This window comes from Pseudoxanthomonas yeongjuensis (genome assembly GCF_010093345.1).
Taxonomy (GTDB): Bacteria; Pseudomonadota; Gammaproteobacteria; order Xanthomonadales; family Xanthomonadaceae; genus Pseudoxanthomonas_A; species Pseudoxanthomonas_A yeongjuensis.
In genome coordinates this window covers 282,851-303,660 of sequence record NZ_PDWT01000003.1, presented here as the reverse complement: position 1 = coordinate 303,660, position 20,810 = coordinate 282,851, and the positions used below count along the sequence as shown (strand labels likewise).

Here is a 20,810-nt window from a genome sequence, read left to right as displayed (position 1 = left end):
AAACCCCGTCGCCAGGTGGCGCCAGGGTCCTTGTACCGATTGACGGCGGATCACCGGAGCAATTCGGTCGCCCGCCAGCCACCTTCCCAAGAGGACTTATCCATGTCGTTCAATCCCAAGATCCTGTCGCTGGCCGTGTTGATGGCGCTCACCGGCAACACGGTTGCCGCAGAGCTGGACAGCGCAACGATCGCGAGCAAGCAGCTCGCCCTGCAGAAAAGTCCGGCGGTAGGTCGCGCCCTGGGACTGTTGGGTACAAGCAAGGGAATCTCTACGGCGCGTGTCTCGCAGAACGACCGCTTCATCGCCCGCGATGTGACCGTGGACCGGGACGGCACCGAGCACGTGCGCTTCAACCGCACCTATGCGGGTCTGCCGGTGATCGGCGGCGACTTCGTGGTGCACTCGCGCAACGGACAGCTCAAGGCGGCGTCGCAGACGCAGCGTTCGGCATTGAGCCTGAGCACGCGCGCCCGGGTCGCGGCCACCGATGCGATCGTGAGTGCAGGCGTTGAATTTGGCAGCGGTTTCGTCGGCAGGCCGACCGCCTCGCTGGCGGTCTACGCACGTGACGAAAATGCGCCGAAACTGGCATGGCAGGTCGCGTTCGTTGGCTTCGACAAGACCGGGGGGGCGATTGATTCCGTGTACATCGTCGATGCCAACAACGGCAAGGTGCTCGATCGCTGGAGCACCATCGAAACCACGCGCGTACGCGGGGCCGTCTGCCTGAGCACCGACAATACTCCGGCAACGGGTACCGGCAAGACGCTCTATTCGGGCAACGTGGCCATCGGCACCACGGCTTGCGGCACCAGTTTCGACCTGAAGGACCAGTCGCGCGGCCGCAACTACGTCACCGACCTGGGCAATGCGGCTGTCGGCAAGGGCAAGATCTTCAACGACCTCGACAACGTATTCGGCAACAATGCCGACACCGATCGCGCTTCCGCGGCGGTCGATGCCTTGTATGGCGCGGAGAGGACCTGGGACTATTACCGCGATGTCCACGGCCGCCTCGGTATCAACAACGACGGCGTCGGCGCCTTGAATCGCGTGCATGCCGGCCAGGGTTATGCCAACGCCAACTGGAGCGACGCCTGTTTCTGCATGACCTATGGCGATGGCGATGGCGTCAATATCGGCCCACTGGTGGCTCTGGACATCGCCGGCCACGAGATTTCCCACGGCGTGACCAGCCGTACGGCCAGGTTGATCTATTCGGGCGAATCGGGCGCGTTGAACGAGGCCAATTCCGACATCCTGGGCACCATGGTCGAGTTCCGAGCGAACAACCCGCTCGATACCCCCGATTACCTGATCGGCGAAAAGATCTTCATCTCCAACCCCGGCAACACCAAGGCCTTGCGCTGGATGTTCAAGCCCGACCTCGATGGCCTTTCGCCCAACTGCTACTCCAGCAACATCGGCAAGCTGGACGTGCATTTCTCCTCTGGAGTCGCCAACCATTTTTACTACCTGCTCGCCGAAGGCAGCGGTTCCAAGACGTTCAGCGGTGTGAACCACACCTCGCCGACCTGCAATGGCTCGTCGCTTGCCGGCATCACCCGCGCCAAGGCCGAGAAGATCTGGTATCGCGCACTGACCGTGTACTTCACCTCCAACACCGGCTACGCAGCCGCGCGCGCAGCCACCATCAGCGCATCCAACGACCTCTACGGGGTCAATTCCATTGAGTCCAAAGCAGTGGCTGCGACCTGGTCGGCCGTCAAGGTCAACTGACGCACGGTTCTTCATCGCGAAATGCGGTGAGAATAGGTTTGGCGACGCTCATCAGTGGAGAACTCCGTGGCAAGCAGGAAAAACAGCATCCCCGATGCGGGAGCCGTGATCCCCGCGGCAAGCGTCGAAGGCGAGATAGGCCTGGAGCCGGTGACCGCCGAGGCGCCGATCCCGGCGCCGGAGCCCTCCGGTACGCCCGACGGCCCCTCGCCCGAGGGCACTGCGGGGTCTTCGCCCAAGGCGCCGCTGGACATCACCCAGCTCAAAGTAGAGAAGAGCTGTTCGCGCGGGCTGGCCGCCTGGCTGGCCGGCAATCGCCTGTCCCTGGCGATCTCTTCCTACCAGACCGGACGGGTCTATCTGGTTGGCAGCGACAAGGCCGGACGGGTGTCCTTCTTCGAACGCATCTTCGAACGCGCCATGGGCATTGTCGGCAACGCCCAGCGCCTGTACCTGGGCGGGCTGTACCAGCTGTGGCGCTTCGAGAACGTGCTTCGCCCGAACGAGGTCATCCATGGCCAGTTCGACAAGTGCTACGTGCCGCGCAACGCCCAGACCATCGGCGACCTGGACATCCATGAGCTGGGCATCCGCAAGAACGGCAAGGTGGTCTTCATCAACACCAAGTATTCCTGCCTGGCCGAGCTCAGCATGACCCACAGCTTCAAGGCGATCTGGAAGCCGGACTTCATAAGTAAGCTCGCCCCCGAGGACCGCTGCCACCTCAACGGCCTGGCCATGGTCGATGGTGAGCCGAAGTACGTCACTGCCGTATGCAAGTCCGATGCGGTGGACGGCTGGCGCGACCGGCGCAAGGACGGCGGGGTGGTGATCGACATCGAGAGCAACGAGATCGTCTGCGAAGGCCTGTCCATGCCGCACTCACCGCGCTGGGCGAACGGCAAGCTGTGGGTGCTCAATGCCGGCACCGGCGAGCTGGGCTGGGTGGACTTCGAGAAAAAGTCATTCGTGCCGCTGACCTTCCTGCCCGGCTTCGCTCGCGGCCTGTCGATCATCGGCAATACGGCTGCGGTGGGTTTGTCCAAGCCCAGGAACCAGCGTTTCGAGGGCCTGCAGCTGGATGAAGCACTGAGCAAGCGCGATGTCGAGCCCTGGTGCGGCGTGCAGATCGTCTCGCTCACCAATGGCGATGTGCAGCACTGGATACGTTTCGATGGGGATATCAGCGAGGTCTTCGACCTGTGTTTCCTGCCGAACGTGCGCAACCCGATGATGGTGGGGCTGCGTACCCCGGAGATCCGCGACCTGATCACCTTCGAAACCGAATCCCAGAAGGAAGTTGGCGCATAAGGAGTATGTCGGCATGGTCGGCACACTGCTCCAGCCCACGCCCTAGTTTTTGACGGAACCCGGTCTGTTCCTCATCCGCAATGTCCTGATGGCTTTCCCGGATCCGTTATTGGCTACCTAGATTCTGGCTGCACCACCACAATCCAGGCAAGCCCCGTGCGTCTCGTCTGGTGCGCAGGAGCGATGCCAGTCGCGGAATCCACATCAATAAGGCTCTATCGCGACGACTTCACCGCTATGGGTTGCGTCCGTACATGATCAACAGCTGCAGATCTTCGTCGCCGGCCTGGCGGATCGAATGGGTGCTGCCGGGGCGGGTGAGCATGGCGTTGCCGGCGTGCACTTCATGGGTCTTGCCGTCCAGGGTGTAGATGCCGCGGCCGGCGAGCACGTAATAGATCTCGTCCTTGTCGTGCTGGTGCAGGCCGGTGCTGGCGCCACGATGCAGCATGCGCTTGCGGAATACGAAGGGCATGTCCGGCGCATCGGCGAAGAACGGATAGGCCGTGGTTTCGCCGGTGCCGCCATGCGGACCGGGTTGGAGCACCGCCAGTTCGCGTTCGTCGATCACCGACGAGGGATGCGCCTGCGCCTTGAGGTCGGCCAGCGCGGTGGCGCGCGCGCCGCAATCGGTATCGCGGACCACGTGCGCTTTCATCGACGGGTCGAGCTTGATCCAGGCGGCCACCACCAGGCAGGCGACCGCGGTCGCGCCGCTGGTCTGGAAATGCGTATCGTCGGCCTGGCCCTGTTCCGGCACGTGCATGTAGAAGGCTTTCGACGGCTCATCGCCCAGCGCTCGCAGCCAGTCCATGCTGCTGGCGGTGAGGTCGATCAGGCCGACCCGTTCGCGCGCGGCCAGGTCGCGCACCGCCTGCGCATACAGGCCATGCGTGTCCAGCAGCTGGGTCTTGTCGAACTCGCGCCGCGCCACCGGCGTGACCAGGATCGGGGTGGCGCCGCGTTCGCGCGCCAGCGCGACATAGCGCAGCAGCCACTGCGGGAAATCGTGCAGCGGTTCGTTGTAGCGCGTCGGGTCTTCGATCTTCTCGTCGTTGTGGCCGAACTGGACCAGCAACACGTCGCCCTTGCGCAACTCCCTGGCGATGCCGTCCAGCCAGCCCTGTTCGATGAAACTGCGCGAGCTGCGTCCGCTCTGCGCGTGGTTGCGTACTTCCCAGCTACTGTCGAGGAAGCCCGGCAGCGCCTGGCCCCAGCCGGTGCGTGGTGCGCGTTCCGGGCCGTAGGCGCTGGCGGTGGAATCGCCGGCGATGAACACGCGATGCGCGGGTTCGGCGGCCGAGATCCGCCACGTCGCGAATGAAAGGGTCAGCAGGACAAGCCACTTCGACATGCAGATTCTCCAATTCCAAGGGTTGCGGATGGAGGTCGTATCCGTAGGAGCGACGTGAGTCGCGAATGAACTCTCGGAAAACAATTCGCGACTCACGTCGCTCCTACGAAAGCGGAGGTTGCTAACGCGCCAGCCAGCCGCCATCCACCGGCAGGACCGCGCCGTGCACGTAGTCGGAGGCCGCGGACGACAGGAACACCGCCGCGCCGCCCAGGTCCGAGGGCTTGCCCCAGTGGCCGGCGGGGATGCGTTCCAGGATCGACTGATTGCGCGCTTCGTCGTTGCGCAGCGCCTCGGTGTTGTTGGTGGCGAAATAACCGGGCGCGATCGCGTTGACGTTGATGCCCTTGCTCGCCCACTCGTTGGCCAGCAGGCGGGTGATGCCGAGCACGCCGGACTTGCTGGCGGTGTAGGAAGGCACGCGGATGCCGCCCTGGAAGGACAGCATCGAGGCGATGTTGACGATCTTGCCGCCGCGCTCGTTGGCCACCCACCAGCGCGCCGCAGCCTGGGCCAGGAAGAACACCGATTTCAGGTTCACGTCCATCACCGCGTCCCAGTCTTCCTCGCTGAAGTCGAGCGAGTCGTTGCGGCGGATGATGCCGGCGTTGTTGACCAGGATGTCGATGGCGCCGAATTCGACGACCGCGCGCCGCACTATCTCGCCGACCGGGGCGATGCTGTCCAGCGTCGCCTCCACCCACAGCAGGCGACGGCCAGCGGCGCGCACGGCGGTGTCGGTGTCGGTCGGGGCACTGCGGCCGACGGCCACGATGTCGGCGCCGGCCTGCGCCAGCGCGACCGCGATGCCCTGGCCCAGACCGGTGTTGGCGCCGGTGACCAGCGCGACGCGACCGCTCAGATCGAAGGGATTGGCCATGTCCGCGCTCACTTCAACTGGCAGATGTCGAGGACGTTCATGTCGGTGTAGTCCAGGTTCTCGCCGCCCATCGCCCAGATGAAGCAGTAGTTGCTGGTGCCCGAGCCCATGTGGATCGACCACGGCGGCGACACCACCGCTTCGCCATCGGCGACCACGATGTGGCGTTGCGCGTCGGGTTCGCCCATGAAGTGGTAGACGCGGTCGTTGTCGCCCAGGTCGAAGTAGAAATAGACCTCGCTGCGGCGGTCGTGCAGGTGCGGGGGCATGGTGTTCCAGACGCTGCCGGTCTTGAGCACGGTCAGGCCCAGCAGCAACTGCGAGGACTGACAGGTGGCCGGCACGATGTACTGGTAGATGGTGCGTTCGTTGCTGGTCTCCAGCGAGCCGCGTTCCAGCGCCACCGCATCCTTGATCGCCAGGGCCCTGGTCTCGAAGCGCGCATGCGCCGGCGTGGACGTCAGGTAGAACTTCGCCGGATTGGCCGCATCGTCGGATTCGAACGAGACCTCGGCACTGCCCATCGCCACGTACAGGCCGTCCTTCGGCCCCAGTGCGTAGGCGGTGCCATCGACGCTGACCTTGCCGGCGCCGGCGCCGACATTGATCACGCCCAGTTCGCGGCGTTCCAGGAAGGGACGGCCGGCGGCCGAGGCGGGCTCGGTCTGCTTCGGCAGTTGCACGGGCCCGGACACCGGCGCGGCGCCGCCGATCACGAAGCGTTCGTTGTGCGAATAGTTGAGCTGCACGCTGTCGGCCACGAACAGGCCGCTGACCAGGTAACGGTCGCGCAACTGGTCGTTGCTGGCGCCGGCCATCATGTCGGGGTGGGTGGCGTGGTAGGTCTTGCAGTACATGGCAGGCTCCGTGCAGGAATCGGCGGGGACAGTCCAGTCAGAATCAGTCGCTTCGCCAGGGGCTGGAAGCAGGCAGTCTAGCCTTTGCGGTAACCGGTGTCATTTCGCGCTGCGGCAGAGGTGCCGTAGGAGCGCCCCTTGGGCGCGAGCTCTTCTTCCAGGTTGCCGATACCTGACGGAGAGCTCGCGCCCAAGGGGCGCTCCTACGGGGTGCGGTCTTTCGCGGCAATTCGGGAAATGCATTTCCCGCCATCGATTCAGCCCGGCGGCTGGCAGGAATCGCGGATCACCAGGTGCGGACGCACGCTGGCCGAGGAAACGACCGCGGAGGCATCGGGCTGGACCAGCATCGACGCGGCCAGGCGCCCGGTATCGCGGGTCGGGCGGCGCACGCTGGTCAACGAGGGCCATAGGCGCGAAGCCAGCGAGCTGTCGTCGAAGCCGACCACCGACAACTGCTGCGGGATGCTGATCCCCGAACGCAGCGCGACCTTGTACACGCCGGCGGCCATTTCGTCGTTGCCGGTGAAGATCGCGGTGGGACGCTGCCTGCCGGCCAGGAGTTTTTCCGCGGCGGCGACGCCGGATTCGAAGGTGTAGCCGGCTTCGATGATGCGCGACTTCGGCGGCTCGACGCCGTGGCGCCCTAGCGCTTCGACGAAACCGGAAGTGCGTTCCAGCGCAGAACGGTAGTTGTTGGGGCCGGTGATCAGGGCGATGTCGCGATGGCCGAGCATGTGCAGGTAATCGGCCGCTTCGGCGGCGCCGTCGCGGTCGTGGGTCACGACCATGCGCGACATGTCGTCCATCGCCACCGGGGCGATGCGCACGTAGCGGCAGCCGATTTCCAGCAGCGTGTCGGCCAGGGCCTGGTCCTCGGAGACGCGCGGCACCAGCATCACCCCGTGCAGTTTCTGTTGCTGGACGAAGCGGCGCACCCCGTCGATGTAGTTGGGATTGCGGCTGTCGCAGGGATGCACGACCAGCTCGAAGCCCGAATCGCGGATCGCGTCCAGCGCCCCGTACTGCATGTTGACGATGTACTGCGCGGTCGGGTTGTCGTAGACCATGCCGATCAGGAACGACTTGCGGAAGGCCAGGCCGCGCGCCATCGGGTCCGGCGCATAACCGACCTGGCGCATCAGCGCTTCCACTTTCTCGCGCGTGTCCTTACGCACCAGCGGCGAGTGGTTGATGATCCGCGACACGGTCTTCTTGGAAACCCCGGACAGCCGCGCGATGTCGTTGATCGTCGATGCCTTGCCCGGGGCGGAGGGCGGAACGGGCGTTTCTGGCTTCTTGCGCGCGGGCATGGACGTCAGTGTCTGGAGAGGGTGGATGGATTGATTCTAGCTTGCGTATCGCCGGCGCAGCGCGCCGTGCGGAAAGTCCACGTTCCCGGCGCGCAGGGCGGGCGTCAGGCCCTGAGCAGCGCGGGCAGCCACAGCGACAGGCCGGGGAAGAACGCGACCAGCAGCAGTACCGCCAGCCCGGCCAGCCAGAATGGCCAGATGCTCTTCATGCTTTCGGCCACGGTGATCTTGCCGATGGCGGTGCCGATGAACAGCACCGATCCCACCGGCGGGGTGACCAGGCCGATGCCGCCGGTCAGCACCAGCACCAGCCCGAACTGGATCGGGTCGATGCCGTAGGCCTTGGCCACGGGCAGGAAGATCGGCGTGCAGATCAGGATCATCGGCGCCAGGTCCATGAAGGTGCCCAGCAGCAGCAGGACCACGATGATCAGCAACAGGACCAGGTATTTGTTGTGGGCGATCGACTGCAGCGCCTGCACCGCGGCGGTGGGGACTTCCAGGTAGGCCAGCAGCCAGCCGAACGCGGCCGCGGTGGCGATCACGAACAGGATCACGCCGGTGGTCCGCGCCGCATGGGTGACCGTGGCGAAGAATTCGCGCAGGCCCAGTTGCCGGTACAGCGCGCTGGTCACCAGCAGCGCATAGACCACGGCGATCGCCGCGCTCTCCACCGCGGTGAAGACGCCGGCGCGGATGCCGATGAAGATCAACGCCACCAGCCCCAGGCCGGGCAGCGCGGACACCGTCCGCAGCATCACCACGCGCAGGCCGGGGAAGGGCTCCACGCCGTAGCCGCGACGGCGCGCCACGACCCAGCCGGTGAACATCAGCACCACCGTCATCAACAACGCCGGGACGATGCCGGCGGCGAACAGGTCGGCGATGGACAGGCCGCCGCCGGCCGCGGCCGAAAACAGGATCAGGTTGTGCGAAGGCGGCACCAGCAGCGCCACCAGCGCCGCGGTGATGCTGACGTTGACGGCGAAGTCGCGGTCGTAACCGCGCTTGACCATCTGCGGGATCATGGTTCCGCCGATCGCCGAGACATCGGCGATGGCCGAACCGGACACGCCGCCGAAGAACAGCGAGGACAGGATGCTGACCTGGCCCAGGCCGCCGCGCAGGCGCCCGACCAGCGACGAGGCCAGGCTGATCAGGCGCTCGGATATGCCGCCGCGCATCATGATCTCGCCGGCGAAGATGAAAAGCGGGATCGCGATCAGCGCGGCCGAACCGCTGCCGGCCGAGATCTGCTGGACCAGCACGATGGCGGGCAGGTCCAGATACCACAGGGTCGCCAGCGAAGCGGCGGCCAGCGCATAGGCGACCGGCACGCCGATCAGCAGGAGCACGGCGAACAGCGAGAACAGGATCGTGATGCCCATGGCTCAGCGGGCTCCTTCGATGGCGGAGTCGGTGCCGGCCAGCGCGTCGAACAGTTGCTCGAGCGCGAACGCCGCCATCAGCAGGCCGCCGATCGAAAGCGGCAGGTAGTTGATGCTCAGCGGGATGTCGGCGCCGGCAGTCGGTATGTCCCATCCATCCAGCAGCAATATCCAGCCCCAGTAGGCCAGGGTCGCGCCGATCGCCGCGATCACCGCGGCCGGCACCACCTGCAACAGGCGCCGCGCCGCCGGACCCGCCGCGTCGGCGAACAGGTGGAAACTGAAATGGCGCCGGGTATGCACGCCCGCGGCGGCGCCCAGGCTCATCGCGGTGCTCAGCAGCAGCACGGTGACCGGCTCGGTCCAGCTCGGCGAATCGTTGAGCACGTAGCGGGCGATCACCTGCCAGCCCTGCACGATGACCAGGCCGACCAGCGCGGCGGCGGCGATGCCGATGGCGATGGCGGAGAGCAGGCCGATGGCGCGTCGCGGCAGGCTGCGGGAAGGAGGATTCGGCGTGGCTGCGGACATCGCGGTGCGCTCAGGCGAGGTCGCGGATGCGACGGTAGAGGGAATCGAGGTCGGGATGGCGCAGGTATTCGTCCAGCAATGGCTGCGCAGCGCGCCGGAACGCGGCCATGTCGACGGCGTTGAAGTGCACGCCGTGGGCCAGGATCGCCTTGCGCGCGGCGTTCTCCGATTCGTCCCACAGTTCGCGCATCACCTTGACCGACTGTCGCGCTGTGTCGATCAGCAGCCGGCGGTCGCCGGGCGCCATCGCCTCCAGGCTGCGCCGCGACACCAGCAGCACGTCGGGGGCGTAGGAATGCTCGCTCTGCGACCAGTATTTCGCCGCTTCGAAATGGCGGCTGGAATGGAAACTGCGCAGGTTGTTTTCCGCGCCGTCGATCATGTGCGTCTCCATGCCCGAGAACACCTCGCCCAGCGACAGCGGCGTGGGGTTGGCGCCGAACAGGCGCAGCATCTCGATGAAGATGTCGGAGGCCGGCACGCGGATCTTCATGCCGTGCAGGTCGGCCGGCTCGACGATCGGCCGGCGCGCGTTGTAGAAGCAGCGCGCGCCCGAATCGTAGATCGCCAGCCCGACCAGTTCGCGGCTTTCGAAGCCGCGCAGCACCGCATCGCCCACGCCTTCGTCCATGGCCCGGCGCATGTGCGCGACCGAATCGAAGACGTAGGGCAGGCACAGGGCCTGGGTCAGCGGGAAGGCGTTGTTCAACGCGCCCGCATACACCCGGGTCATGTCGATGGCGCCGTAGCGGGCCATGTCGATCGATTCGGCTTCGCGCCCGAGCTGGCCGGAATGATAGAGGCGGATGCGCAGGCGCCCGGCGGTCTCGCGCTCCAGGGTCTGGCCTATCCAGCGCACCGCCTGCACCGTGGGGTAGTCGCTGACATGCACGTCGGTCGCGGTGAGCACGCCATCGGCGACGTTGGCATTGGCCGGCAGCGAAGCCAGCGGCGTGGCGCATGCGGCGGCGATGCCCGCGCCGATGAATTGGCGTCGGTTGATCATGCGCCGGTCTCTGCCTGCATCTGCAAAGGCGCCGCAGGCCGTGCGCGGCATTGGATGTCGCCGAAACCGCCGAAGCTGATCCGTCCCTGTTGCCCGGCGACGATGTCGTGGATGCCGGTGGCGTTGCCGGTGGCGATCAGCTCGCCCGCTTTCAACGGGCGACCGCGTCGCGCCGAGCGCGAAAGCGCGAAGGCGAAGGCCGCACGCAAGCCGCCGGGCAGTGTGGTCGCGCCACCGCTGCCGACCTGTTGGCCTTCGATGAAGGTCGTGCAGGTCAGTTGATCCTCGGGTATCGATTTCCAGTCCGGAATTTCCCGGCCCAGGACCAGGCCGTTGTTGTTGCCGAAATCGGAAACCACCACGCGCGGTCCCAGCACGTTGATCGTCGCCAGCGGGCTGCTGGCTATCTCAATGCCGACATGCAGCGTCGCCGGCAGCGATGCGGCTTCTTCGGGGGTCCAGTCGGTCTTGTCCGTGGGCGCATCGGCCAGCAGTTGCAGCACGTACTCGGCTTCGATCGCGGCGAAACCGCCGGCGAAGACCGGGATCTGCACTTCGCCGTCGAAGGCGGGCAGCAAGCCGCGGGCGAAGATCGGGCCGAGCAGGCGTTCGTCGCCGGAAGCATCGCGGCGCTCGGCGGCGATGTAGCCGACCTTCCAGCCGACGAGGCGGTCCGGCCAGCGCGCGATGGCCAGATCCTGCACTTGATAGGCGGTAACCAGGTCCGCCGGGATGTCGCCGGGAAACCCGGCCAGGGAGCTTCCCTGCAGGCGCGCCTGCACGAAACCGACGGCGATCGCCGCCAGATCCGGGGATCCGGGAACAGTTTCCTCAACACTTTCGCGAGTGCCCAATCGGCCTCTCCAATGGTCTGGTTTGCTGCACTGCCGATGGACAGCAGGGGTCGATGGCTTGTATATGGTAAACCGGTGTCATTTACAATACGCAGTGCCGCAAACCGGACGGCATGCGTCACCATCCGTTCCTGGGAGGGAGCCATATGCAATCCATCAGCGCCTCGCGCGCGGCCAAGCGTCGCCGACCGATCCTCGCGACCTGCGCCGTCCTGCTTTGCGGCCTGACCACGGCCGCGATCGCCGCGGAAACCACCGCGCCTTTGGCCTTCCCCGGCGCGCAGGGCTGGGCCGCGCATACCCCCGGCGGCCGTGGCGGCAGGATCATCCGCGTCACCACCCTGGCGGGGGACGGCCCGGGTTCGTTCGTCGAGGCGGTCAACAGCAAGGGACCGCGCATCGTCGTATTCGAGGTTGGCGGGGTGATCGACCTCGGCGTGAAAACGGTGAACATCCGCGAGCCATACCTGACCATCGCCGGGCAGACCGCGCCGCAACCGGGCATCACCCTGATCCGCGGCGGCCTGGACATCTTCGCCCACGACGTGATCGTCCAGCACCTCCGCGTGCGTCCCGGCGACGCAGGCCTGCCGAAGATGAGCGGCAACGATTTCGACGCGATCAGTACCGTCGGCGCGCACGACGTGATCGTCGACCACTGCTCGCTGACCTGGGCCACCGACGAGAACCTGTCGGCGTCGGGCACCCGCTTCGCCGGCGATACCCCGGAGCAATGGCGCGAAGGCACCTCGCACCGCATCACCTTCAGCAACAACCTCATCGCCGAGGGCCTGGCCCACGCCAACCACGCCAAGGGCGAGCATTCGAAAGGCTCGCTGATCCACGACAACGCCCGCGACATCCTGATCGTCGGCAACCTGTATGCGCAGAACTACGAGCGCAACCCGTTCTTCAAGGGCGGCACCCAGGGCTGGGTGGTCAACAACCTGATCTACAACCCGGGCCAGCGCGGCGTCATGTACAACCTGATCGCCGCCGAATGGGCGGGGCATCCCTATCAGGACGGCCGCATGGCGGTGGTCGGTAACGTGATGCGCGCCGGCCCCGACACGCCGACCCGGGCGGCCTTCTTCATGTTCGGCGGTTCCGGCGATCTCGATCTCTACCTGCACGACAACATCGCGGTGGACCGCATCGGCGATCCGTTGCCGATGCTGGGCCGCTACACCACCGCCGCGGTCGCGCCGCGGATGATGAAGGATCCGCCGCCGCTGCCGTTCGGGGTCAAGCCGATTCCGGCCACGCAGGTGCAGGATGCGGTGATCGCCGCTGTCGGCGCCCGCCCGTGGGACCGCGACGACATCGACCGCCGCATCCTCGAGAACACGATCGAAGGCCGCGGCCACATCCTCGACAGCCAGGATGAAGTACGCGGCTACCCGAAGCATGCCGAAACCCGCCAGGCCTTCGTGCCCGAAGACTGGAACCTGGACACGATGGAGCCGCTGAAGCCGCTCAAGCATCGCGATCCGTTGAAATAAGCATCCCCCGAAGCGGAGCGCAGTCCGATGCCAGGTAACCACAGCGACGGCGGCGGCGCGAACAGCCGTCGTGATTTCCTCAAGCAAGCCGCTTGGCTGGGGATCGGTGCCGGCGCGCTCGCATCGCCATGGCCGCAGGTGCTCGCAGCGCCGGCGTCGTCTGCATCGGATGTCGCGACGACACGCAGCGGCAAGATCCGCGGTTACCTGGACCGCGGGGTGCGCGTATTCAAGGGCATTCCCTACGGCGCTGACACTTCCACGCGCAGGTTCATGCCGGCGCTGCGGGAAACGCCATGGCGAGGCGTGCGCGAAACACTCGCGCATGGCGCGTCCGCTCCGCAATCGGGCACGGAGGAATCGATCAGCGAAGACTGCCTGTTCCTCAATGTGTACACCCCGGGGCTGGGCGATGGCGGCGCGCGGCCGATCCTGTTCTACCTCCATGGCGGCGGCTACAACAACGGCTCCGGCAGCAGTCCGCTCTACGACAGTGTCAACCTGTGCCGGCGCGGCGACGTGGTCGTGGTCACGGTCAACCATCGGCTCAATGCGTTCGGCTATCTCTATCTGGGCGAGCTCGGTGGCGAAGACCTGCAATGGTCCGGCAACGTCGGCCAGCTGGACCTGGTCCAGGCGCTGCAATGGGTGCGCGAGCATGCGCATGAGTTCGGCGGCGACGCCGGCAACGTCACCGTGTTCGGCCAGTCCGGCGGCGGCGCCAAGATCGCGACGCTGATGGCGATGCCGGCCGCAGCCGGGCTTTTCCATCGGGCCCTGACCATGAGCGGCCAGCAGGTCACCGCCGCCGGTCCGCGCGCGGCGACCCAGCGCACGCGCCTGCTGCTGGATGCGCTGCGGATAGCGCCCGACCAGCTCGATCGCCTGCGCACGCTGCCGATGGCGAAAATCCTCGAGGCCGCGCGCACCCGTGATCCCTCGCGCATCGAGGACACCAGCCTGTACTTCGGCCCGGTGATGGACGCGCGCAGTCTGCATCGGCATCCGTTCTATCCCGATGCGCCGGCGCAGTCGGCGCATATCCCGATGATCATCGGCAACACCCGCGACGAGACGCGCGCGTTCCTGGGCAACGATCCGGACAACTTCACCCTGACCTGGGAACAATTGCCTGCCCGGTTGCAGGCGCAGCAGTACACCGACCTGCTGCCGGAAACGGTGATCGCCGAATATCGGCGCCTGTATCCCGACTACACGCCTTCGCAGGTGTTCTTCGCCGCGACCACCGCCGGGCGCTCCTGGCGCGGCGCGATCGAGGAAGCGGAGGCGCGCGCGCGACAGGGTTCACCGACCTGGGCCTACCAGCTGGATTGGGGATCGCCGCTGGACGATGGCAAGTTCGGCGCCATGCACACGCTCGACATCCCGCTGGTGTTCGACAACATCGCCCAACCGGGTTCGCGTACCGGCACGGGTGCCGATGCGCAACGGCTGGCCGAGCAGATGAGCGGCATGCTGCTGGCCCTGGCGCGGCAGGGCGATCCCAACCACGCCGGCATCCCGCACTGGGCGCCTTATTCGCTGCAACGGCGCCAGACGATGCTGTTCGACCTGCCGCCGCATCTCGAGAGCGACCCGCGTGGCGGCGAACGAAAACTCTATGAGCGCGCGCCTTTCATCCAGCGCGGGACGATGTAGGAAGACAGTCGATCCATCTCCGTTGCGAACCCTGCCGTATCCCCCGAGGGGACTTCTTCAGGGGCGTGGGAGTTTCCATGGGCGCGAGCTCTTGACTTGTTTCGCGATCCGATCGGAGAGCTCGCGCCCATGGGCGCTCCTACAGAAAGCCATAAAGAAAAGCCCGGCTTGCGCCGGGCTTTTCTTTCGCGGGTTCCTGGCGACGACCGGGACGGGTGGAGAGCCCCGTCCCGGCCCAGGCAGTCAGAACTTGTAGCGCACGCCCAACAGGTACTGGCGGCCGGTCTGGCTGTATTCCAGCGGCAGCTGCACGGCGGGGTTGGCGACCCAGGATTCCTGCGCCTCGTTGGTGAGGTTGTTGCCTTCCAGGCTCAGCTCGAAATGGTCGTTGATCTTCCAGCGGACGGATGCGTCCAGGATGGTGGCGCCACTCTGTCCGTGCACGCCATTGGCGTCGCTGTTGAAGCCGACTTCGGTGCCGGGCACCTGGATCAGGTAGTCGTCGCGATTGGTCGCCGAGAGGCGTCCGGAGAAGCGCTTGCCTTCATAGAACAGCGTCGCGTTCCACGAATGCTTGGACAGCCCCAGCAGGTCGGTCTTCTGCGCAGGATTGCCGTTCGACTGCAGGTATTGGATCTGCGAATCGACGTAGGTGTAATTCACCTGCGTGCCGAAGTTGCTCCAGGCGCCGGGCAGGAAGGTGAACGGCTGGGTGTAGTTGAACTCGAGGCCGGTCAGTTCGCCACCGGGGGTATTGACCGGGACCGAGAACACGAACTCGTCGCTGACCGTGGCGCCGGTGCCGTCCAGCAGGTTGGCGGGCAGGCCGCTGTCGGCATAGACGCGGGTCTCGCGCGTGTTCTGGATGAAGCTGTCGATGTCCTTGTAGAACAGTCCCACGCCGAGCATGGCGCCTTCGTTGAAATACCATTCGAAGCCCAGGTCGGCGGTCTTGGCCCGGACCGGATCGAGGAACGGGTTGCCGCCGCTGACCGTGCGCGCGCTGCCGCTGACGCTGACGTTGACGCCGGGTGTCAGGCTGGCCAGCGGCGCCCGCGACATCACCTTTGCCGCTGCGAAGCGGATCAGGAAATCCGGGGCGACCTCGGCGACCAGGTTGATCGACGGCAGGGTGTCGTTGTAGTCGCGGGTCACCGTGGTCGGCGTGGGCGTACCGCTGGCCTGGGCGATGCCGCTCGAGGTCTGGCTGGTACGGACGTAGCGCACACCGAAGTTGCCGGAGAACGGAATCGAGCCGAGGTCGGTCGAGAATTCGCCCATCAGGTAACCGCTGCGATCCTTCTCGTTCACGCTGGTGTGGCTCGGCGCGTAGTCGCCCATGGCGAACGTGCCGCTGTCGCTGAAGATGCCGAACAGGTTGGCGATGGCGTTGAAGTCGAGGACCCGCCAGGTCCCGGGCGCCCCGCTCAGTCCGGTCAGGCTGGCCAGCTCGGTCATGTCGGTCGGCACGTTGGAGGTGCCGTCGGCAAAGGTCGGGTTCGCGGTGGATTCGTTCGCGGTGCGGCGCCGCTCGGAAGAGGCGTAGCCGTAGTTCTTGGCCTGGACGCCACCGGTCAGGGTGAACGACGGACTCACCAGCCATTTGAAGTCCAGCTGCCCGGTGTCGAAGTCGTTGGTGACGGAATTTTCGCGCAGGCGGATCGTGGAGAGAGCCCAGCCGGCGGGGTCGGTCGGATCGAACCCGTAGTCGAATACCGGCTCGTTCGGATTGCCGCGATAGTCGTAGCTGTAGCCATCGACATCGAGCTTGTCCATCATTACCGTCGCCTGGACCGGGTTGCGGAATTCCGATTTCGACGTGCCGATCTTCCCGGTTACCCGGAAATCGTCGGTGAAGCGGTGCTCGCCATCGAGGCTGAGCTGCTTGAAGGTCGTGCTCCATTCGTCATGGCGGTGCTCGGAGCGTATGTCGACATTGTCGAACACGCCGTAGACCAGCGCGCCATCCTCGACCACGCCGTCCATGACCAGGATCTGCGGCTTGCCGGTGGCGCCGGTCTTGCTGAGGCCGTTGGCCTCGATGTATTTCTCGTTGCGCTCCGCGTCGATCTTGGAATACATCGCGTCCAGGCTGAACTGGGTACGATCGCTGGGCTTGAACTGCAGTGACGCGGTGACGCCCAAGCGCTTCTGGTCGTGTTCCATCAGCGTGTAGCGCGGGAAGCGTGGCGCATAGACATCGGCGGCGAGCGCCGGCTGGAATGGCGAGGCGGGATCGAAGCCGCCATTGGTCGTGCCGCCCGACCAGCGCACGGTGCCGCTGCCCTCGTCCAGGGCCTGGCGCTCGGAATAGGCAAGCGACACCAGTGCGCCGAACTTGCCGTCGGCCCAGCTGTTGGCGATCAGTCCGGCGAAGCGCGGATCGGTGGTGTCGGTCACATCGTTGAAGCTGCCCTGCAGGCTGGCCGCTGCGGTGAAGCCGTCATAATCGAAGGGTCGCGCAGTGCGCAGGTCGACGGTGGCGCCGAGCGAGCCTTCGTCGACATCGGCCGAGGCGGTCTTGCGCACGATCAGCTGCGAGAACAGGTCGGAAGCGAAGACGTTGAAGTCGAAATTCCGGCTGCGGTTGGCGCCGCCCTGGCCGTCGCTGCTGCCGACCGAACTCATTGCCTCCAGCCCGTTGAGGCGCACGCGGGTGAATTGCGGGCCGAGGCCGCGCACGGTGATGTTGCGGCCCTCGCCGGCATCGCGGGTGATCACCACGCCGGGGATGCGCTGCAGCGATTCGGCCAGATTGAGATCGGGGAACTTGCCGATGTCCTCGGCGACGATGGCATCGACCACGCCCTTCTCGCTGCGCTTGATGTCCAGCGCCTTCTCCAGGCTGGCGCGGTAGCCGGTGACGGTGATGGTTTCCAGGGTGTCGACCGGTTCCGGTGGCGCCGCTTGCGCGGTACTGTCGGCGGCAGCCGGAGTCGCCTCCTGGGCAAGGGCGGCAAGGGCATTGAATTGCAGGGCCAGCCCGATCGACAGGGCGAGTACGGTAACCGGTGTCTTCCGGCGGTTGTTGCGAGTTTGCATGGATTCCCCTCCTCAAGGGCACATGATCGCTCTAGGGCGCTTTTCACGTTGGATCGAATTGAATTCACCTACCTCGGGACTGCCTCCAGAGGTAAAATGACACCGCTGGTCAAAAAAACCGTAACAGAGTGTGCGGTGCAACAACAACTATTCGTTGCGGGGCCGTATGGTGTCCCCGGGACAATCCAGTGCCGGCCTCCATCCGGAGCGGCGGACATCAGGTGAGGGAGTGACAAGAATGCGGGGACACGTCGTCTGTTTCGGGGAACTGTTGCTGCGCCTGAGCGCACCAGGAAGGCAGTTATTGCTGCAATCGCCCGGTTTCGAGGTCTGCGTCGGGGGCGCCGAAGCCAATGTCGCGGTTTCGCTGTCCAGGTTCGGCCATCGCGCGCGGATGGCCGGAGCGGTGGCCGACAATGCGCTAGGCGCCGCGGCGACCGGAGAACTGCGTCGCCACGGGGTCGACACGGACGCCCTGCAGACTGTGCCGGGGCGCATGGGTCTGTACTTTTTGACACCGGGAGCCATCCAGCGTCCGAGCGAGGTCCTGTACGACCGCGCCGACTCCGCCTTCGTCCGCGCCGGTGGCGGCGACCACGATTGGAGATCCCTGCTGCAGGGCGCGGACTGGCTACATGTGTCCGGAATCAGCCCCGCCCTGGGCCAGGTCGCGGCCGACCGCACCCTGCAGGCGGTGCGCGCCGCACGCGCGGCGGGGGTCCGGGTGTCCTTCGATGGCAACTTCCGCCCGCAATTGTGGAAAAGCTGGGACGGCGATGCCGCCGGCATCCTGCGCGCGATCATGGCCGAGGCCGACCTGCTGTTCGCCAGCCATCGCGATATCGAGGTCGTGCTGGGCCAGTCGTTCGCGCAAGCCACCGCCGGAGAGCGCTTCCTGGCCGGCGCCCAGGCCGCCTTCGCCGCCTTCCCGCGACTGCACAGGATGGCGGCGACGATCCGCGTGCAACGCAGCGTCGACCACCATGCGCTGTCGGCCATCGACGCGAGACGCGATGGAACCAGCCATGCCACCCCGGTGCATGAACTTCCGTCCATCGTCGACCGCATCGGCACCGGCGACGCCTTCGCCGCCGGTGTGCTGCATGGCGCGATCACCGGCATGGACGATGCGGACGGGCTGCATTTCGGACTGGCCGCGGCCTGCCTGAAGCATTCGTTGCCGGGCGACTTCAACCTGCTCGGGACCGCCGAAGTGGAAGCGTTCCTGAGCGGCAACGGTTTCGATGTGAAGCGCTGAGCGGGTAGGGCGGCGGGCCCGGTTCCAGGCACGGTATCAAGTCGGTGCCGCGACCCCGGCGCCATGGAAATGGCGCTTGAATGCGACTTCGCCGAGCGGAGCGGTTTCCAGTTCGCGCGCGTAGCGATGGCCTTCGTAGACCGCGTGCACGATCAGGCCGGGGGCGAGCGCGTCGCCCAGGCAACGGACCGTGCGCACGCCCGCATCGGCCCATTCGGGTTCGCGCAAGCGCAATTCCTGGTACAGCGCATCGTCGGGAACGCGCGCGGTGATCGCCACCAGCGCATCGCAGGCCAGCGTGCGCGGCTTGCCGCTCCAGACGTTTTCCAACAACAGGCCGGCATCGTCGAAACCGGCGATGTTGTGGGAAACGACCTGCTCCACGTCCAGTGCCGCCATCCGCTTCTGGATGTGCCGGTAGTCCAGCGTGTGCACGCTCCACGAGGCGATGGTGTCGTCGGCGGTGACATAGACCACCTCGCACCCCTGCTTGCGCAGCGCTTCGGCGATCACGCTGCCCAGGTAGAAATAGTCGTCGTCGAAGATCGCCACCCGGCCCTTGGGAATGCGGCCATCGAGGATGTCGTCGGGCGTGAAAACGCGTTCGTTGTTCTCGAATCCGGCGATGCCCAGGCCATTGCTGCGGCCGAAGCCATCGCGGCGCCAATGGCAGCCGGTGGCCAGGGCCACGTGTTCGGCGCCGAAATCGAGCACGTCCTGAGCGGTCAGTCGCGAGTCCAGATAGACGCCGACATTGGAGAGCTTGCCGATCTGGCCGACACGCCAGTCGCGCACCCGCGCCCATTCGGACAGTCCGGGCAGGCGCGATTCGCGGCTCACCCGGCCGCCGAGTTCCTTGCGGCCCTCGGCCAGGTTCACTTCGTAGCCGCGCTGGCCCAGCGCGCGCGCCGCTTCCAGTCCCGCCGGGCCGGCGCCGACCACCAGCACACGCGACTGCGAGGCGCGCGGCGCGATCTTTTCCGGATGCCAGTCCTTGCGCCACTCCTCGCCCATGGTCGGGTTCTGGGTGCAGCGGATCGGCGAAATGGTCATGTCGCCGGACACGCAGATGTTGCAGCCGATGCATTCGCGGATGTCGTCGATGCGGCCTTCCTCGATCTTCTTCGGCAGGAAGGGATCGGCGATGGAAGGACGCGCGGCGCCGATCATGTCCAGCACGCCACGCTTGAGTTGCGACACCATGGTGTCCGGCGAAGTGAAGCGGCCGACGCCGACCACCGGCTTGCTCGTGGTCTTCTTGACGAAATCGATGAACGGTTCCTGCGCGCCTTCGGCGGCGAAGCGCGAGGGAACCGAATCGTTGTACCAGGCGGCGACGTTGACGTCCCACAGGTCGGGCAGCTCGGCGAGCATGCCGACGATGTCGCGCGCCTCGTTCAATTCCACACCACCGGGTCCCAGCAGTTCCTCGGTGGCGAAACGCAGGGCGACCGCACAGGTATCGCCGACCGCCTCCTTCGTGTCCTGCAGTACCTCGCGCAGCAGGCGCACGCGGTTTTCCAGCGAGCCGCCGTACTCGTCGCTGCGCTGGTTGCGGCGGCGCTGCAGGAAATGCATGGCCAGCGACAGGTCGTGGCCGGCGTAGACGTAGATGATGTCCATGCCCGCGCGCTTGCCGCGGACCGCGGCCTCGCGGTGCCAGCGCCGGTACTCGCGGATGTCGTGCAGGTCCATGGCCCGCGCCTGCGAGGGATAGCCGTACTTGGACGGCTGGTGCGACGGCGCCAGCAGCACTTCGCGCGAATACAGGTTGGACGCGGTCGGGCCGTTGTGCGAAAGCTCGAGTGCGGCCAGCGCGCCATGCGCATGGACCTTGTCGCACATCAACGCCAGCGCGGGGATGTCGCGGTCGTCCCACAGGCGCGCTTCCACGTATGGAGTGAGGTCGCTGCTCGGGTGGATTTCGCATTCTTCCGTGGACACCACCGCCCAGCCGCCTTCGGCCTTCATCTCGCGCATCGCCGCGTGCGCCAGCGGCATCGCATGGCCCATGCCATTGCAGTGCGGGACCTGGAAGAAACGGTTCTTGGCCGTCACCGGCCCGATCCGGATCGGAGTGAAGAGGATGTCGTAGCGTGGATCGCGGGGCAT

15 protein-coding genes are annotated in these 20,810 nt (G+C 66.2%); 5 read left to right on the top strand and 10 right to left on the bottom strand.

What is annotated here, in order from left to right; all coding sequences use genetic code 11:
• The first annotated feature begins 102 nt into the window (after nt 1–102).
• Both CSC74_RS11070 and CSC74_RS11065 read left to right on the top strand, forming a co-directional pair.
• Nucleotides 103–1,743 carry a M4 family metallopeptidase gene (locus CSC74_RS11070; protein ID WP_162314519.1) on the top strand — a complete coding sequence of 547 codons (1,641 nt, stop codon included), beginning with the start codon at nt 103–105 and terminating at the stop codon, nt 1,741–1,743.
• 66 nt (nt 1,744–1,809) lie between these two features.
• On the top strand, nt 1,810–3,054 hold the full coding sequence (locus CSC74_RS11065; protein ID WP_246193164.1) for a TIGR03032 family protein: 1,245 nt from the start codon (nt 1,810–1,812) through the stop codon (nt 3,052–3,054).
• Nucleotides 3,055–3,289: 235 nt separating this feature from the next.
• On the opposite strand, the gene CSC74_RS11060 is transcribed toward CSC74_RS11065, so the two are convergent.
• The 8 genes from CSC74_RS11060 to CSC74_RS11025 all read right to left on the bottom strand — a co-directional run bounded on the left by CSC74_RS11060 (nt 3,290) and on the right by CSC74_RS11025 (nt 11,237).
• Nucleotides 3,290–4,408, bottom strand: coding sequence for a cupin domain-containing protein (locus CSC74_RS11060; RefSeq protein WP_162314518.1), 1,119 nt, complete (start codon nt 4,406–4,408; stop codon nt 3,290–3,292).
• A gap of 121 nt (nt 4,409–4,529) precedes the next feature.
• Complete coding sequence (gene kduD / locus CSC74_RS11055; protein ID WP_162314517.1) at nt 4,530–5,288, bottom strand: 2-dehydro-3-deoxy-D-gluconate 5-dehydrogenase KduD; 759 nt, start codon at nt 5,286–5,288, stop codon at nt 4,530–4,532.
• Between the two features lie 8 nt (nt 5,289–5,296).
• Nucleotides 5,297–6,145, bottom strand: coding sequence for a 5-dehydro-4-deoxy-D-glucuronate isomerase (gene kduI / locus CSC74_RS11050; RefSeq protein WP_162314516.1), 849 nt, complete (start codon nt 6,143–6,145; stop codon nt 5,297–5,299).
• 257 nt (nt 6,146–6,402) lie between these two features.
• Nucleotides 6,403–7,458 carry a LacI family DNA-binding transcriptional regulator gene (locus tag CSC74_RS11045; protein WP_162314515.1) on the bottom strand — a complete coding sequence of 352 codons (1,056 nt, stop codon included), beginning with the start codon at nt 7,456–7,458 and terminating at the stop codon, nt 6,403–6,405.
• A 104-nt stretch (nt 7,459–7,562) separates the two neighbouring features.
• Entirely contained in the window at nt 7,563–8,846 is a 1,284-nt protein-coding gene (locus CSC74_RS11040) for a TRAP transporter large permease (protein ID WP_162314514.1), read from the bottom strand.
• A 3-nt stretch (nt 8,847–8,849) separates the two neighbouring features.
• The gene (locus CSC74_RS11035; RefSeq protein WP_162314513.1) at nt 8,850–9,377 is read right to left on the bottom strand and encodes a TRAP transporter small permease; all 528 of its coding nucleotides are present in this window, start codon (nt 9,375–9,377) and stop codon (nt 8,850–8,852) included.
• 10 nt (nt 9,378–9,387) lie between these two features.
• Nucleotides 9,388–10,383: a TRAP transporter substrate-binding protein gene (locus CSC74_RS11030; protein WP_162314512.1), complete on the bottom strand. Its 996-nt coding sequence runs from the start codon at nt 10,381–10,383 to the stop codon at nt 9,388–9,390.
• A complete protein-coding gene (locus CSC74_RS11025) occupies nt 10,380–11,237 on the bottom strand; it encodes a 2-keto-4-pentenoate hydratase (RefSeq protein WP_211369621.1) in 858 nt (285 codons plus the stop codon). The genes CSC74_RS11030 and CSC74_RS11025 overlap by 4 nt, the downstream gene beginning before the upstream one ends.
• Before the next feature lie 146 nt (nt 11,238–11,383).
• Here CSC74_RS11025 and CSC74_RS11020 point away from each other — a divergent pair, with 146 nt between their 5' ends.
• Together CSC74_RS11020 and CSC74_RS11015 are read left to right on the top strand one after the other, a co-directional pair.
• Nucleotides 11,384–12,739, top strand: a complete 1,356-nt coding sequence (locus CSC74_RS11020; protein ID WP_162314511.1) for a pectate lyase family protein — start codon at nt 11,384–11,386, stop codon at nt 12,737–12,739.
• 27 nt (nt 12,740–12,766) lie between these two features.
• On the top strand, nt 12,767–14,398 hold the full coding sequence (locus CSC74_RS11015; RefSeq protein ID WP_162314510.1) for a carboxylesterase/lipase family protein: 1,632 nt from the start codon (nt 12,767–12,769) through the stop codon (nt 14,396–14,398).
• A 243-nt stretch (nt 14,399–14,641) separates the two neighbouring features.
• On the opposite strand, the gene CSC74_RS11010 is transcribed toward CSC74_RS11015, so the two are convergent.
• The gene (locus CSC74_RS11010; protein ID WP_162314509.1) at nt 14,642–17,440 is read right to left on the bottom strand and encodes a TonB-dependent receptor; all 2,799 of its coding nucleotides are present in this window, start codon (nt 17,438–17,440) and stop codon (nt 14,642–14,644) included.
• Nucleotides 17,441–17,678: 238 nt separating this feature from the next.
• Between CSC74_RS11010 and CSC74_RS11005 the strand changes: the two genes are divergently transcribed.
• Nucleotides 17,679–18,698: a sugar kinase gene (locus CSC74_RS11005; RefSeq protein ID WP_162314508.1), complete on the top strand. Its 1,020-nt coding sequence runs from the start codon at nt 17,679–17,681 to the stop codon at nt 18,696–18,698.
• A 36-nt stretch (nt 18,699–18,734) separates the two neighbouring features.
• On the opposite strand, the gene CSC74_RS11000 is transcribed toward CSC74_RS11005, so the two are convergent.
• Entirely contained in the window at nt 18,735–20,810 is a 2,076-nt protein-coding gene (locus tag CSC74_RS11000; RefSeq protein WP_162314507.1) for an oxidoreductase, read from the bottom strand.

Bases quoted from the DNA above. Each gene is read 5' to 3' on its own strand.
- CSC74_RS11035 (WP_162314513.1), bottom strand. From the start codon at position 9,377: ATGTCCGCAGCCACGCCGAATCCTCCTTCCCGCAGCCTGCCGCGACGC.
- kduI (WP_162314516.1), bottom strand. From the start codon at position 6,145: ATGTACTGCAAGACCTACCACGCCACCCACCCCGACATGATGGCCGGC.
- CSC74_RS11060 (WP_162314518.1), bottom strand. From the start codon at position 4,408: ATGTCGAAGTGGCTTGTCCTGCTGACCCTTTCATTCGCGACGTGGCGG.
- CSC74_RS11000 (WP_162314507.1), bottom strand. From the start codon at position 20,810: ATGCCCCGCGATCCACGCTACGACATCCTCTTCACTCCGATCCGGATC.
- CSC74_RS11010 (WP_162314509.1), bottom strand. From the start codon at position 17,440: ATGCAAACTCGCAACAACCGCCGGAAGACACCGGTTACCGTACTCGCC.
- CSC74_RS11040 (WP_162314514.1), bottom strand. From the start codon at position 8,846: ATGGGCATCACGATCCTGTTCTCGCTGTTCGCCGTGCTCCTGCTGATC.
- CSC74_RS11015 (WP_162314510.1), top strand. From the start codon at position 12,767: ATGCCAGGTAACCACAGCGACGGCGGCGGCGCGAACAGCCGTCGTGAT.
- CSC74_RS11070 (WP_162314519.1), top strand. From the start codon at position 103: ATGTCGTTCAATCCCAAGATCCTGTCGCTGGCCGTGTTGATGGCGCTC.
- CSC74_RS11005 (WP_162314508.1), top strand. From the start codon at position 17,679: ATGCGGGGACACGTCGTCTGTTTCGGGGAACTGTTGCTGCGCCTGAGC.
- kduD (WP_162314517.1), bottom strand. From the start codon at position 5,288: ATGGCCAATCCCTTCGATCTGAGCGGTCGCGTCGCGCTGGTCACCGGC.
- CSC74_RS11030 (WP_162314512.1), bottom strand. From the start codon at position 10,383: ATGATCAACCGACGCCAATTCATCGGCGCGGGCATCGCCGCCGCATGC.
- CSC74_RS11020 (WP_162314511.1), top strand. From the start codon at position 11,384: ATGCAATCCATCAGCGCCTCGCGCGCGGCCAAGCGTCGCCGACCGATC.
- CSC74_RS11045 (WP_162314515.1), bottom strand. From the start codon at position 7,458: ATGCCCGCGCGCAAGAAGCCAGAAACGCCCGTTCCGCCCTCCGCCCCG.